The sequence below is a fragment of the bacterium genome (genome assembly GCA_021159335.1).
GTDB lineage: Bacteria > UBP14 > UBA6098 > B30-G16 > B30-G16 > JAGGRZ01.
Map to the genome: position 1 here is coordinate 30826 of JAGGRZ010000080.1, position 14520 is coordinate 45345.

16 protein-coding genes are annotated in these 14520 nt (G+C 43.8%); 9 read left to right on the forward strand and 7 right to left on the reverse strand.

Annotated elements, in window-relative coordinates:
* Positions 1–53 precede the first annotated feature (53 nt).
* The 8 genes from J7J62_04725 (at position 54) to J7J62_04760 (ending at position 6406) form a co-directional block, all read left to right on the forward strand.
* Entirely contained in the window at positions 54–1400 is a 1347-nt protein-coding gene (locus tag J7J62_04725) for a DUF512 domain-containing protein (GenBank protein ID MCD6124456.1), read from the forward strand.
* A gap of 66 nt (positions 1401–1466) precedes the next feature.
* Positions 1467–2021 carry a ribosome recycling factor gene (gene frr / locus J7J62_04730; protein MCD6124457.1) on the forward strand — a complete coding sequence of 185 codons (555 nt, stop codon included), beginning with the start codon at positions 1467–1469 and terminating at the stop codon, positions 2019–2021.
* On the forward strand, positions 2018–2632 hold the full coding sequence (locus J7J62_04735; protein MCD6124458.1) for a YigZ family protein: 615 nt from the start codon (positions 2018–2020) through the stop codon (positions 2630–2632). The genes frr and J7J62_04735 overlap by 4 nt, the downstream gene beginning before the upstream one ends.
* A gap of 2 nt (positions 2633–2634) precedes the next feature.
* On the forward strand, positions 2635–3153 hold the full coding sequence (locus J7J62_04740) for a TlpA family protein disulfide reductase (GenBank protein ID MCD6124459.1): 519 nt from the start codon (positions 2635–2637) through the stop codon (positions 3151–3153).
* Between the two features lie 66 nt (positions 3154–3219).
* Entirely contained in the window at positions 3220–4854 is a 1635-nt protein-coding gene (gene recN, locus J7J62_04745; protein MCD6124460.1) for a DNA repair protein RecN, read from the forward strand.
* Positions 4855–4866: 12 nt separating this feature from the next.
* Positions 4867–5637 carry a geranylgeranylglyceryl/heptaprenylglyceryl phosphate synthase gene (locus J7J62_04750; GenBank protein MCD6124461.1) on the forward strand — a complete coding sequence of 257 codons (771 nt, stop codon included), beginning with the start codon at positions 4867–4869 and terminating at the stop codon, positions 5635–5637.
* Positions 5638–5653: 16 nt separating this feature from the next.
* Complete coding sequence (ruvC, locus tag J7J62_04755) at positions 5654–6133, forward strand: crossover junction endodeoxyribonuclease RuvC (GenBank protein ID MCD6124462.1); 480 nt, start codon at positions 5654–5656, stop codon at positions 6131–6133.
* 33 nt (positions 6134–6166) lie between these two features.
* Positions 6167–6406 (forward strand): hypothetical protein, encoded by a 240-nt coding sequence (locus J7J62_04760; protein ID MCD6124463.1) that lies wholly within the window; start codon positions 6167–6169, stop codon positions 6404–6406.
* Positions 6407–6436: 30 nt separating this feature from the next.
* Here J7J62_04760 and J7J62_04765 read toward each other — a convergent pair whose 3' ends face one another.
* From J7J62_04765 to pilM, 7 genes are read right to left on the reverse strand one after another with little or no spacing between them, the layout of a single operon-like run.
* Positions 6437–7498 (reverse strand): DUF4837 family protein, encoded by a 1062-nt coding sequence (locus tag J7J62_04765; protein ID MCD6124464.1) that lies wholly within the window; start codon positions 7496–7498, stop codon positions 6437–6439.
* Positions 7495–8232, reverse strand: a complete 738-nt coding sequence (kdsB, locus tag J7J62_04770; protein MCD6124465.1) for a 3-deoxy-manno-octulosonate cytidylyltransferase — start codon at positions 8230–8232, stop codon at positions 7495–7497. The genes J7J62_04765 and kdsB overlap by 4 nt, the downstream gene beginning before the upstream one ends.
* A gap of 27 nt (positions 8233–8259) precedes the next feature.
* Positions 8260–9501, reverse strand: coding sequence for a secretin and TonB N-terminal domain-containing protein (locus tag J7J62_04775; protein MCD6124466.1), 1242 nt, complete (start codon positions 9499–9501; stop codon positions 8260–8262).
* A gap of 19 nt (positions 9502–9520) precedes the next feature.
* A complete protein-coding gene (locus J7J62_04780; protein MCD6124467.1) occupies positions 9521–10516 on the reverse strand; it encodes an AMIN domain-containing protein in 996 nt (331 codons plus the stop codon).
* Between the two features lie 2 nt (positions 10517–10518).
* On the reverse strand, positions 10519–11196 hold the full coding sequence (gene pilO, locus J7J62_04785) for a type 4a pilus biogenesis protein PilO (protein ID MCD6124468.1): 678 nt from the start codon (positions 11194–11196) through the stop codon (positions 10519–10521).
* Positions 11193–11897: a PilN domain-containing protein gene (locus tag J7J62_04790; GenBank protein MCD6124469.1), complete on the reverse strand. Its 705-nt coding sequence runs from the start codon at positions 11895–11897 to the stop codon at positions 11193–11195. The genes pilO and J7J62_04790 overlap by 4 nt, the downstream gene beginning before the upstream one ends.
* A gap of 1 nt (position 11898) precedes the next feature.
* On the reverse strand, positions 11899–12981 hold the full coding sequence (gene pilM, locus J7J62_04795; GenBank protein MCD6124470.1) for a type IV pilus assembly protein PilM: 1083 nt from the start codon (positions 12979–12981) through the stop codon (positions 11899–11901).
* Positions 12982–13139: 158 nt separating this feature from the next.
* On the opposite strand from pilM, the gene J7J62_04800 reads away from it, so the two are divergent.
* Positions 13140–14520: glycosyltransferase family 39 protein (locus J7J62_04800; protein MCD6124471.1), on the forward strand; the 1381-nt coding region annotated here is incomplete at its 3' end.

A 14520-nucleotide genomic window follows, 5' to 3' on the forward strand; every position in this document is an offset into this window, starting at 1 on the left:
CTATACTATTATAGTCAAGTTTTGTTCCTTGCTCAACTTAAATTTCGCTATTCGTGGCGAAATACCTTATCGGTCTTATATTAGGAAGAGATATGTTACAGGATGAGCGAAAAATTGTCTTCGTAAAAAAGGGCTCATCTGCCTGGCGGTCGGGCGTGAAAGTTGGCGATATCGTATTATCGGTAAATGGGCATAGAGTAGACGATAGGCTCGATTTCCTGTTCGCAACAAAGGACGAAAGTGATATTGAATTGGAAATAGAAAGAGATGGCAAGATACTTAGCGTTCATCTTAAAGCCAACAATGGTGATTTCGGCATTGAGATCGCTCCACTCAAAATAAGGCGATGCACTAACAGGTGCGTTTTCTGTTTTGTTGACCAAATGCCGCCGGGATTGAGAAGTTCGCTTTATGTTAAGGATGAGGATTTTCGCTTCTCGTTTCTTGAGGGAAGCTACATTACGATGACCAATCTTACTGAGAGGGATTGGGAAAGAATTGTTCGCCAGAGGATGTCCCCGCTTTACATATCTGTTCACTCCACTGATGAGGAAGTGCGAAAAAAGTTGCTTGGAAAAAGCAATGTTCCGCCCATAATGGCTCAGCTTGAAAGACTCGCAAGTGGTGGAGTAAGCTTTCATGCCCAGATTGTGGTCGTTCCCGGCTATAATGACGGCACAGTTCTTGAGAAAACAGTTAGTGACCTGCTATCTTTTGGCGATGCTTTGCTTTCTTTGGCGGTGGTTCCCGTCGGTTTAACAAAACACAGGGATAGGCTCGCACCGCTAAAACCAGTAAGCAGAAGATTAGCGAAGGAAATAGTCGATTGGCATTACGAGGTTAGAGACCGAAACGATACTGCGCGGCGAACGCTTCAGCTTGCCGACGAGTTCTTTTTGCTCGCGGAGTGTGAAATCCCGCAGGAATCATACTATAATGGCTATCCGCAATACGAAAATGGTGTTGGAATGGTAAGATATTTTATCGAAAGGGCGAGGTTGTGGGGAAAAGATGATTTTCCCGACCTTTCAGGCATTAAATTAGCTGTTGTTACGGGCAGACTGTTTGCCCCGATTTTTGAGTCTATTGCGCTCGAAAGACTCGAATCGCTAACAGGGGCGAAAATAAGCGTCCTCGCGCCGGTAAACTCTTTGTTCGGAGCGTCAGTAACTGTTGCAAATCTTCTTCCTGCAATTGATGTTGTAAGGGCAATAAAAAGCCTTGCGGGAAAGCCGGATGCAGTGTTGATACCCCCAAGAATCATGTCACCTGATGGGTTATCGCTTGAGGATTGGACACTTGATGTGCTTGAACGAGAGATTGATTCGAAAGTTATAGTTGCGCCAGAGGATATTTCTGAGTTGGGGAGCATTCTTACTCGTGAGTTGAGCATTGGCTAAGCTACTTTTTTGTTTGCCAACCGCAAATTTAAAAATATTTTACATAAATTTTTGAAAGGAGGGGATATGGAGGAAATTTTAAAAAATACAGAATCGCGGATGGAGAAAACCATCGATGTAGTTAGCAATCAACTGGCGCGATTGAGAACCGGCAAAGCTTCGCCAGCGCTTATCGAGGGCATAAAGGTCGACTATTATGGAACGCCAACGCCGTTGAATCAAATAGCTTCTATTTCAACGCCAGAACCGAGATTAATAGTTATTCACCCTTGGGATAAAAGTGCCCTGAGTGCCATTGAGAAGGCTATTCTTGCATCGGATATTGGCTTAACCCCGCAATCGGATGGCAATGTGGTCAGGATTCCCATTCCGCCGTTAACCGAGGAAAGGCGCAGAGAGCTCGTCAAAGTCGCACGGAAAATAGTTGAGGAAGGCAAGGTAGCGCTGCGAAATATTCGCAGAGAGGTAGTAGAACAGATAAAGAAAATGCAAAAGGATGGTGAGCTACCCGAGGATGATGCATACAGACTGCAGGATAAAGTGCAGGAGCTTATTGACAAATTCTACGACAAACTTGAAGAACTCTTGAAAATCAAAGAAGAAGAGATAATGACCGTTTGATTAAGATGAGCTACACCGTTTCTGATATAGGCGAGGGTGAGCTTGAAGTTAAACGCTCAAAATTTATCGGATTGGTTTATCCTATAGCCTCAAGGGATGATGTTAATTCAATACTTGCTGATGTGCGTCGAAGATATGCCAATGCGTCTCACATAATTTACGCCTACAGAATTGGCGTTAACGGAGCCATGGAATATTATACTGATGCGGGAGAACCGTCCGGCACAGCTGGTGCTCCTATACTCAAGTTGCTTTCATCGATGGATATTAGCAATACGCTTGTCGTTGTGGTTCGTTATTTCGGCGGCACAAAGCTTGGAACTGGCGGACTCGTTAAAGCATACAGCAGAGTGGCTAAACTCGCCATAGATAACGCTGGGCTTAAACCGCTTGTGAAAACGGTGAAAGTAAGAGTATGTGTTCCATATAATGTTTTTGAGAGGTTAAAAGCAACCGTTAATGACGCTGGCGGAAAGATTTTGACGAAAAGTTTTAGCGATGATGTCGAAGTGGTTTTCGAGGTGCCACAGCATGAATTTGATAAAATAAAATTGACCGTCGCTAATCTGACGCAAGGAGAAGCGCTCAAATCCTTGAAATTGATGGGTTAAAGATGAAAACTAATGCCGTAAGATATGCTTTCTTGGTGCTGATGGTGTTTATCTTAACCATGCTTATTAGCTGCTCGAATTCGAAGTCATCGGAGGAAAAGTTAGAAAAGATTCCGAGATTTGTTGCCACCGATTTTGAGGGCAAAAAATTTACTGATAGAGATTTCTCAAAAGTTGTTGGTATTATATCATTTGTCGCGAGCTGGTGCGGACCGTGTAAGGTCGAATTGAAACAAATTAATGAGCTGGCGAAAAAATATGATAAGCTTGCCGTGCTCGCGGTAACATACGAACCCGCTGAGCTTATGAAACCCGTAGTTGATAGCCTTGGCGTTATTTTCCCTGTGGCGCGTGTGGATACATCAGTTTTCGAAGCTTTTGGGGTGGACAGAGTGCCCGCAAGATTTCTGGTTAAAAACGGGAGTATACTTGCAAAGTCGTTTGGTGCCCCCATACCACAGAATGCCGAATTTAAAAAGGCTTTAATAACCGCTCTTTCCGAAAAAGTTTCTCAAAAGTAGAGTGTCAGCTTAAATTTTGTCACGCAAGTTGCCGTCATCAACGATTACGATTATATTATAATTGCCATGCTTGCTGAACTGAGAATAGAAAATCTTGCCATAATAGAAAGCCTGACGCTTGGTTTTGAGGATGGTTTATGTGTCATAACGGGTGAGACAGGTGCTGGAAAGTCGCTTATTGTAGGCGCTATAAAGCTTCTCCTTGGTGAGCGGGGCGGCGCTGACAAAATACGCGCTGGTGCGAACGAGATAAGGATTTCTGCAAGGTTTTTCCCGACTAAAAGTGCGCTTGAGGTGGCGCGGGGAATGGGAATAGAAGAAGACGAGATAACCATAATGAGGAGAATAACTAAGGCGGGAAGAAGCTACTTCTGGATAAACGGCATTCCCACGACCGCCGAAAATGTAAAGCGAATAGGTAAGTTCCTTGCCGACCTTCACGGACAGCACTCACATCAAATGCTTCTTGATTCGAATCTTCACCTTGACATTCTCGATGTTTTTGGAGGTGTTGAGCGCGAACGAAAAATGGTGGAAACGCTTTACGATGAGTTTCAGGCTAAAAAGAGAGAGCTTGACGAACTTGTCAGACGGAGAGACGAGGTGCTGCGCCAAAGGAGATTGCTTCAGTTCGAGCTTAGAGAGCTAACTAATGCTAATTTGAACGACCCCGACGAAGAGTCGAAGCTTGAGGAAGAATTGAGTCGGATAGAGTCGGCGGAGGCGATTTTGGAATTTGCTGAACTATTAAGGCAAAGCGTTTTTGGAGAAAGCATGAGTATAGCCGACATTGCGGGCAACATTAAGGCTAATGCAGAGGAATTAAGCCACATAAGTGAGGTCAGGAATGCAGTTGAGCTTATAGACACTATTTTGGCGGCAACCGATGAGATAAGGATTATAGCTGACAAACTTGCCGAAGTTGAATATGACCCTGAACGCGCAGAGCAAATAAGGAAAAGATTGGCTTTACTGGGTGACCTTCAGAAAAAATATGGTAAAAACTTAAAACAACTTATTGAGTATCGGGACAAATTAGCAGAGCAGTCTGTGGAGGAACTCGATGTGGATGAAGCTATAGAAAAGCTTAAAGGCGAATTGTCAGAAATTCGAACACGCCTTGAGGACGCTGCGACAAAACTTTCCTTGTTGCGGGAAAAGGCTGCGAAAAAACTGTCGAAAGCCGTTGAAAAGGAGCTTGCACCATTAGCTCTCGAGAATGCAAAATTTGAAGTGGAACTAAAAAGGCAGCAGGACGAATCGAGCGAATTTAGGCTAAATGGTGTTCCCATGCGACTCGGCCGTCATGGCTTTGAGAAAGCTGAGTTTCTCATATCGACGAATCCGGGGATGCCTTTAAGACCTCTTAAGGACATAGCATCCGGGGGCGAGCTTTCGAGGATAGCTCTTGCTTTGAAGGTCGCACTTCCAGCATGGAAAGAAGTAGGATGTTGCGTATTCGACGAGATAGATGTTGGAATAGGTGGACGGACAGCTTTGTTCGTGGCTGAGCAGCTCGAAAAACTTGCGCAAGACAGGCAGGTGATAGTGATAACCCATCTTCATCAGATTGCGCGAAGAGCAAAATGTCACATAGTGGTTGAAAAGTATCAGATGCAGGGCGAAACATTCGTTTCAGCAAGAATGCTTTCCTCAGATGAGCGCGAAAAGGAACTTTCGCGAATGCTGGCAATAGAATGATAGGGGAGTGTAATGGATAAAAATTACAAAAATGCTTTAATAGAGAAGTTGACGACGAGATTTGATTACCTTCCTTTGGAACCCCAATTCTGGTTACTTGTTGACCCTGACAAAAAAAGTGAAGGTGAACTTGCTGACATGGCTTCGATTGCGGAGAATGCTGGAGTTGATGCGTTTCTTGTTGGCTCGAGCATATTGATAAGAGAAAACATTGACTTTGCAGTAAAGGTGCTCAAAGATAATTCGAACCTTCCGGTTGTCATTTTTCCCGGCAACAGCGAGCAGGTATCGCATTACGCGGATGCGTTACTTTTCCTTACTTTGCTTTCGTCCCGGAATGTAAGATGGCTTGTCGAGGAGCAGGTTTTCGCAGCTCCAAAAGTTAAAAAAGCAGGAATTCCGGTTATTCCGACGGGATACATATTGGTCGATTCAGGCAATTTGACCTCGGTAGGTTTCTTTTCGTCGACACCGCCTATACCCTCCGACAAGCCCGACATAGCCGTTGCGCACGCACTTGCTGCGCAATACATGGGTATGCACGCCGTGTTTCTTGAGGCTGGTAGCGGTGCGAAAAACGCAGTGCCCATAGACATTTTAAAAGAGGTTCGCGATAGCATAAACATACCGATAATCGTAGGCGGTGGTGTAAAGGAGCCATCTCAAGCTTATGAGCGCGCCAAGTTCGCCGATGTAGTCGTAGTAGGAACCGCTTTTGAGGAGAAGGGCGGTGAGGAGCTTTTAGGCGCGTTTGCCAGAGCTATACACAATGCAAGGAAGTGAAATTTAAGGCGTGACTATGCGAATATTAGCTATAGATCCAGGAACGAGAATTCTCGGCTACTGTGTTCTTGATGGGGATTCTCGCAGCCAGGAGTTTGTTGCAGGCGGTGACATAAAGGTTGCGCGAGAAAACAAACAGCTGGGGCTGCTAGGCATATTTGAGTCGATACTTGAGTTAGTAAGAGACTACTCCCCGGACATTCTGGTCGTGGAAAGTCCTTTTTACGGTAAAAATGTTAAGACACTGATACGGCTTGGTGAGGCGCGTGGCGCGATAATAATAGCCGCTGCCTTAACGGGGCTTGATGTTTCCGAGGTATCGCCAGCAGAGGCAAAACTTGCATTGACGGGAAATGGCAACGCAACCAAAGAGCAAGTAGCATACATGATTAAGCAGCTACTTTCACCACCGCAGGAGCTTTCAACGGATGCTTCTGATGCTGCTGCATTGGGCGTAGCCTTTTTTCATCGATTGGCGCTTGAGGAAGTAGAATGAATTTTGTCTTATATGACTTAGAAAGGAGGTAATATGAAGGATAAGTTCATTTGTCCTTCTTGTGGCTATATTGGTAAGCCTAAAACTGTTGTTAGGGGTAGTTTTCTTATGGAAGTGGTCTTGTGGTTGTTTTTCCTGGTACCAGGGCTTATATATTCAATATGGCGCCTTACTGGAAAAGAAAAAGTATGCCCTTCATGTGGTCAAAAAGGAATGATTCCATTAGATTCTCCGAGGGGACAGAAATTACAAAAAGAATTGTTGGGTGAATAATTAAGGGGAATTTGACGGATAGTTTTGGCTTTACCTCGTGCTTAGCGAATCGAGAAAGGCTCTCGCATCCGGATTAAACGAAAGCATTATAAGCTCACAGTGCCTGAGGTATGGTTCCTTTCTGACCCCGGGAGCGAAAACGGCGCCGTCGAGAATGTATCTTCTCTTGTGTTCTATGTCGTCGAGAACATAGCCCACTACTGGACCACCGATGACTTTTTTCACATTTTTCCATCTCGCTCTGTATTTTATTCCAGGCAAGTTTCGGAAGTAAATTCTTCGATATGTTAGTTCTTCTTTCATAAGCGAATCGCCTTCGTAATAGATCTGGCATAAGGAGTCGCGGGTTCTGACAAGCCATGAAAGTGATATTTTTTTGTATTGCGTTGAGTCCAGTGGCTCCCAATACACGAAAACCCACCTTTCGGGGTCGAGTGCTCTAAGCCACAGGAATCGCTCTTTTGGCGTGCCCTTTTCCCATTCGAACATTCTCGGAACGCGAATTCCGAAACCGTATTCTTCCGCTATTTTGCGCTCGAGGTCTTTTCGTTCGCCTTTGCCTTGGTATTTTCCAAAAAGCCATTTTGATACCTGCTCATTGCAGTAATTGTTTATCATCTCAAAAATAAGGTCCATATTGGTCAGTATGAAAGCTCGCAGCTCATCAGCATTTCGCGCGGTAAGAATTATAAGTATCTGGTTTCTTGCCCATGGGTCCTTTTTGCGGAATACATTGAATTGCCCTTTTTTAACCCCTTCGTATGCTTTTTTATCGAGGTTCCTTCTCACGAATGCTCCCCACCATCCCGGGGATTTTATTGACGCAGCGATAAGCACTATATGATGCCGTGTCGCGTCGTCAAATGTGTTAGTGTCGCCCCATATTATTCTGAATAGTTTTTCTGGACGGGGGGTTTTTATTGGATGTTCAATGGCAAGCTCGAGAGGCTCTTTCAGTAAGTCAGCTTCCTGAGGGTCCACGAACGCGAATACAGCGTTGAAACTTCCTATAGCCTCAGGCTTGGGCTTTGCGCAACCCGCGATTACAGCTAAAATTGTGAGGATTATTAATAACTTTATCCTGGCTTTCATTTCTCATCGTGCAGGAACTTTTTAACTAACTCTATGTCTTCTATGGTGTCAACGCTAATCAAATCCTTGGCTTCCGGGATGTCAAGGCAGAAAATTTTTATGCCATTCTCGACTGCGCGGAGTTGCTCGAGTTTTTCCGCCAATTCAAGAGGGGTAGGCTCAAGTTCCGCGAGTTTTAAGAGTGTTTCTCGCCTGTATCCGTATATTCCGATGTGCCTCCTCGGCGGAAAGTATTCAGTATTCTCGCTTGGTATGGGAGACCTGGAAAAGTAAAGGGCGAAACCCTTTATATCAGTCACAACTTTTACAACATTAGGGTTGTACCATTGTCTTTTTGTTCGGATGTGTGTTGTTATTGTTGCTATTTCGATTTGAGGATTAGCCTCGAAAACCTCAACGAGCTGGTCTATGAATTCGCTTTTTATCATAGGTTCGTCACCCTGGATGTTGATGACTACATCGTAGAATGTAAGATTTTTAACGACTTCTGCCGTCCTTTCTGTGCCACTTTTGCATTTGGGCGATGTCATCATTACATCGATGCCATGTCGTTCGGCGACATCTGCTATCCTCTCATCGTCGGTAGCAACGATAAGGTGGTCAAGTTTTCGTGCCTTTTTGGCGCCATCATAAGTCCACATAAAGAGGGGCTTTCCATTTATATCGGCGAGCATCTTTCCGGGAAAGCGTGTGGAACCATATCGGGCTGGAATGACTCCCAAGGCTCTTAACATAAAACCTCCTATTTTTACGAAAGGTTCTTACGAAACTATTTCCGGGCGCAGGAATATTACTATTACATAAGGTCTTTTCTCAACGCTTTTAAACCTGAATAATGGACCTATAAGTGGTATGTCTTTGAGTATTGGCACACCTGATTGCGTTTCCATTCTTTCCTCGCCGCTTAAACCACCAATAACGAGAATGTCACCCGATTCGATGGCTACGGTCGTTTTGGCGCTTCTTGTCGTTATTTCAACCTGTGCAGCGCCCGGGACGAATGCGCTTCGTTCGACATTGATGTTTAGTATTATGCTATCTCCGCCAGCTATTTGTGGGGTAACGGTGAGTTTCGTTGATGCAGTTATCATCTGATAGACGGTGTTGCCAGCTTGGTCGAGCATCGTTATCGCGCGCTGGACTGAGGAGTTTATTTCCGCTTGTATATTTTCCATAGTGACTACATGAGGTTCGTCGAGAATCCTCGATTTGTCCTCGGAGATCATCGCGGAAAGCTTTACATCAAAATTGAATTCGCCAGCTCTTATTATGCCCCATGTGAAGTTGCCTATAGGGTCGGCGACACGATCTGTTGATATGCTTGCACTTATGGTAGCATCTTGTTTGGAAGCCATCCAGTTTATGCCGAACTCATTCAAGTACTTTTTGTCAACTTGTAATATCTGGCATGAAATCTTTATCTGTCTTCTCATCCTATCCAGCGAATCTATCATAGCAAGGATTGTGGGGAACTGTGATGGGAGGTCATTTATGATGAGTGAATTTGAAGTAGGGTCGACAACTATATCGCCTCTTTCGGAAAGGGCTGTTTTAAGTGGTGTAGCGAGGTTTCTTGCGTCGACATTATGAATCCTTATCACCCTTGTTTCCGTTTGGATCTGCTCCCGTTCCTTTTTGACATTTTCAAGTTCGTCGAACTTTCGCTTCCAGTATTTGCTCGTGCTTAAAATATAGATGTAGCCAGTTTTCTGAATTGCTTTGAGGTCATACAGGTCGATTATCATATTGAAGACCTCAGCCCAGGTTACATTTTCAAGTTTAAGTGAGATTTTATTTTTAAGTTCCGGGTCAACGACTATGTTCACATTCGCCGTATCGGCAAGGAATGTGAAAACAGCGTGTATGTCAGCGTCCTTGAAAACTATGGAGGTAAATTTTATTCTCGTCGCGTTCGGGACTTTAACGCCACCAGCGAGTTTCTGTGCATGAATAGCTCCAAAGCAAATCCCAATTATTGTAACTGTTATTATCAATTTTTTCATAGTCGCTCTCCTTTTATCGTTATTCGGCAGAAACTTTCTTCAGGGGAATCACGACTCTTCTTGCCTGACCGAATTCAACAACCCTGAACACGGCGCTCGTGTCGTTTACCTCGATGCAATTCCCGTTTTCCACGGTATCACCGGGTGCGAGGATGTAGCTGTATCCCACCTGGTCTTGCATTATAGCCATATTCACATTGCCGGATTTTACGACACCCACGAGTGTTAGCTCCTCCACGAAGGGAATCGGTTCCTTCCCAAATTCTATTTTTCTATGTCGTTCAGGCATGGCGAATGGATCCTTCTTTGGCGGCAAGAAAACCACGAGATTCCTAACATATCGCGCCAATGTTATCGTGTCTTTTTCCTCAGAGACGGCCTCAAAAATTAATGTTTCAGGTTTCAAAAATTTCGCGATTTCAGGTTCGAGTTCACCTTCTGCAGCAAATAAAGATTCGACCGGTTGACTTACTGCGAGAAGGCTTTCCTTCGGCGCTTCCGCAGGTTTGGGCTTTGTGATTGTGGTTTCTTTGGCGGCTTTTTCGGGTTTTATCGGCGCTGGCGCAAGTCTGCCACTGCTCCAGCCTGAAAATTCGGGATAGTGAGGCGTATGAAGCGATAATTTTACTCCAGTTGGGGTTATTTTAAGCCTGGCTGTGGTTACTACATCTGCAAGGTCGAAGACAATCCTCGTTATTGGGGTGGGTTTGGAAACATGCTGCGCAGCTCGTATAGATGTTATAATGCCAGCCGGGAGCAGTCTGTATTGCGATTTGGGCAAGTTAACAATGCCACCGAAAAGGTCAACCACGAGCCGAGGCGGATTCTCGATTATGAACTTTTTCGCGTCGGGTTTTGCGTTAGTCGTTATTTGAATGAATGTAGAATCACCTTTTGCTGAAAGGCGAATTTCATCCACGGTGTAGCGCTTTTGTTCCGGTTTTTGCGGTTGTTTCTGTGCACTGGATGTTGCCAGAAAGATTGCCAGCAATATGTAGAGCCACGCTTTTTTCATTTTTACGCAGGTGGTTTTGGTTTTGGTGGTGTAGGCGGTTTTGGCGTTGACCGCCTTGGTCGTCGTTTGCCTCGTTTTTGGGCTTTTTTAGTTACTTCTTCTATCCTGGTTATCCTTTGCTCCGCGGTCATGTGATGAGTATTAACTATCATTGTTACCTCTATCTGGTTTTCGCCTTGGCCGCTTCTGGTTATTTTTAGTTCATCTACAAGTGCTGTAAACGGCAGATTGGAAATTAAAGCCAGGAATTTTCCCAATCCCGCGAATGTTGTCTTTATTTGCAGCGCGTACGGGTCAACAATGTAATATGTTTGCGGAACAGACGGTCTTGGTTCAATTCTTATTATTGATACATCTGCCTGTTTTGCAGCGAGATAAATTTTGCTTATGAAGTTGGGTATATCTCTTTCAGCGGGCATTAATTCTTCTACGAGTTTGTATTGCGCGAAAAGTCTCTCCAGTTCCCATCGCAATTTGGCTTCGTTCGCGAGGGTCGCTTTTGCTCTTTGGAGCTTTGCCCTTAACTGCGTTAGTGTAGCCGTCTTTTCCTCTATGGTTTCCTGATTGGGTTTGTAAACCTGGGCATACCATATGTAAAGCACCATTACGCCTATGAAAAGTATAACGGCTATTTTTAGAAGCCCAGAAGCTTTTATTTCTATTTTACCAAAAGCTTTCATGGGTTTATTCCCGAAAACATTATTTTGGCTTCTTCCTTCGAGTAAAGTCCAAGCTTCTTCCGCGTCGATGTTATGAATCCGCCTACAATGCGTTTCTTTTTGTTGGTGGATGTCGTGTCGATTTCGAATTTCCCGAGTTTGAGAGTATCATAGGCGCCCGCCACGGACATGGTTATGGTAAACGAGTATACATCGCCTTCTTTCCCGTGCTGCATGGTTATTGCACCTATATTTATGTTCTCGAACAGTTTTGACTCTATGAGGTTTGCGAGGAACATGGCTATAGATTTAAGATTGTAGCTTTTTCCTGAACTTTCGAGTTGTTTGTTGCCTTTGTCTATCAAATCTATTACCCACAGATAATCGGGAACCAATTCAGAAAAGTCAGACAGCAGCCTTACCCAATATGCGCGCTTGTTGTCGAGTTGCTGAATTGCCGTTAGTCTCTTTTTGAGTTCGCCTTTTATTTTGTCTATTTGTTTGAGGATTGCGAGTTTTGGTTCGTACTTTTTTAGTTCTGTCTGCACGAATGCTATTTCACCTTCCAGCTCGTTTATTCGGCTTTGTTGCGATAAAGAGATAATGTAAAGCAGCATGATCTCCCCTACTATGAGCAGAGCACCGTAAATAACGGTTCTATCTATAAGTCTTGCTTTCTTTTTCTTTTTTAATTCAGGCGGAAGTAAATTTATTTTAAACATGCTATGCTTCCCCTCCTCTTATCGCCAGTCCCAGAGCCACCGCATAGGTAGCTCTTCGCTCGACCGTTGACAGGTCTTCGTGTGCTTCGGGTTCGTATGATATCTTTTTCAGTGGGTCAATTATTTCGCACGGGATACCCAGTCTTGATGCTAACGACTCAGCGAGGAACGGTATCATAACAGCTCCGCCGCTTATGAAAAGTCTGTCGATGCTTCCGCCTCCTGGTGCGTTCTCAATGTATGAGAATGCCATTCCTAAACCAGCGCTCAGTTCTTCTATAGAATTGTATATTGCCTTTTTTGTCGTTGGCGAGTTTTCCGGAACAGCTTCAGATTTCATGTATCGCTTGAGTTCATCAGTGGATATCCTGAGCTCGCTCTGGAATCTGCCCCACACATTTTTTGCGGCAGTGCCTATGTCTCTTATGCTGAAAAGATTGCCGCCGATTATAAACACGACATTCGTTACATTGTGTCCGATATCTGCTATAGCTATGTTAGTTTGGGGTCCTATTTCATAGTTGTATTCAAAAATATTATACGCAGCGATGGCTTCGAGGTCAACTATTGTGGGTATTAACCCAGCCTCCACTACAACGCCAACATAGTCGTCGACTATGTCATTGCGGGCAGCTACGAGTAAGACCGAAACATTCTTCCCATCCGAGCCGAGCTCAACGAAATCGAGCTGAACACTGTCTATTCCCGTTGGGATTCTTTGCTCAGCCTCCAGCGTTATAGCCTGTTTCAGGAGAACATCCCTTTTACCTTTGCCAGTTGGTTCAGGTATTACGAGTCTGTCAACCAGAATTTTTCTTCCAGCCACTGCTATGCATACCTCGCTTAGTTTTGGGTCGACCTCGTCAACGAAAGACTGTATCGCGTAAACGATGCCCTCGTGGTCTCTTATTTCTTTGTCGACTATCTGTCCGGGAGTTAGCAGTTTTTTACGAATGTTTTTCAGCGTTAGATTACCCATTTTATCGGACTCGAGGATAGCAAGCTTAAGAGAGAATGTACCTATGTCGAGTCCTGCAAGCTTTTTCGTTCGCTTGCCCAGACCCAGTTTTATTTTCTTTCCCATCGCAATCTGTTAGTTTCTATTAAAATACATATGTATCTTAAACCATTTTGTCAAATGAAAACTTTAAAATAAAGTAAAAAAATTAAACTCTGAAAATTTTCATTTTTTCTGCGAAAATATCAACTTGTTCTTTCGAGCTTTGAGAAGATATTAGAAATGTGGCAATAAAGTCTGAAAAATGGCTTATTTGGCTTATTTTCCTGCTCGCTTTTCTAATAAGAGTCTGGGGGATAACCTTCGGAACACCGGGTTATAATCTTGGTTGCGATGAGTTCAGGGTGATGAATTCTGTGGTTAAAATAGCTGTTACGAAGAATCCCGACCCTATTTTCCTTAATTATCCATCATTCTGGTTTTACATGCAGGTATTGTGGCTTTCGCTTTGCTGGCTTTTTGGAAGGGTTGCCGGTATTTTTGGCAGCTATAAAGAGTTTTTCATGAGCTTTTATGTTGATACCACAAACTTGCTTGTTTGTGCGAGATTGCTGGTAGCATTGTTGGGTGCATTAACAGTAGTATTCGTTTACAAAGCTGTGAGGAATGTCTTGAATAGGAATATGGCTTTTTTTGGTGCGGTTGTTGCTTCATTCGCTTTTACGCATGTGAGATTTTCTCATTGGGCCATAACTGATGTACCGGCTACTTTTTTTATTACGCTAACCATCTACTTTTCAACTATGATGTTGAAGCAGAAATCCGGAAAAAATTGGCACTTACTCGCCGGTCTGGCATCTGGACTGGCTGCTGCTACTAAATACAACGGTGGATTGGTTCTTCTGGTGCCGATGGCTGCACTTTGGACTTTGTCAGAGGGAAAGGTAATTAATAGGATAAAAAATCTTTGGAAAGATAAAAGATTCCGATGGCTGATAAGGATTGCGTTTATGTCGTTTTTGATTGCCACTCCTTATGTAGTTCTTACACCTGTCAGATTTGTGAAGAATTTTGGCTACGAGATTTATCATATGCGAACAGGGCATCTTGGCTTTGAGAACCTCCCACCGGGCTGGATTTATCATGGCTTGGTCTCAATACCTCAAGCTGTCGGCGTTATCGCAATTGTTCTCGCTGTTTTCGGCTTAGTAGCTGTTGTGAGGCGAAGAGAATGGTATTTAGCAGTGTTTCCGGTGGTGTATTTTTTCATGATCGGGAGCTGGAAAGTCCTTTTTCAGCGCTATACGGTGCCCATATATCCATCCTTAACAATACTTTCCGCCTACGGGGCTAACATTGTTTGCGGGCTATTTGGCAAGTGGCGTGAGAAAATGGTTATTTTACTCCTTTTGATAACAGTTGCTTTTCCTGCCGTAAAGTCGATAAGGTATGATTATTTGACCACGAAACCGAGCACAATAAATCTTTTCTCTGAATTTACATGTAAAATGAAGTGTGATAAGTGTTTTTGTTCTCCAGCTCAAGAATTTAAGTATATCTTACATTTGGCTAATGTTGGCGATTCTGATTGGGATAGATATGTTAGAAAATATGTGAAAAAATATATGAATAAGAATATTATATGGGCAAATTTACGATATATGC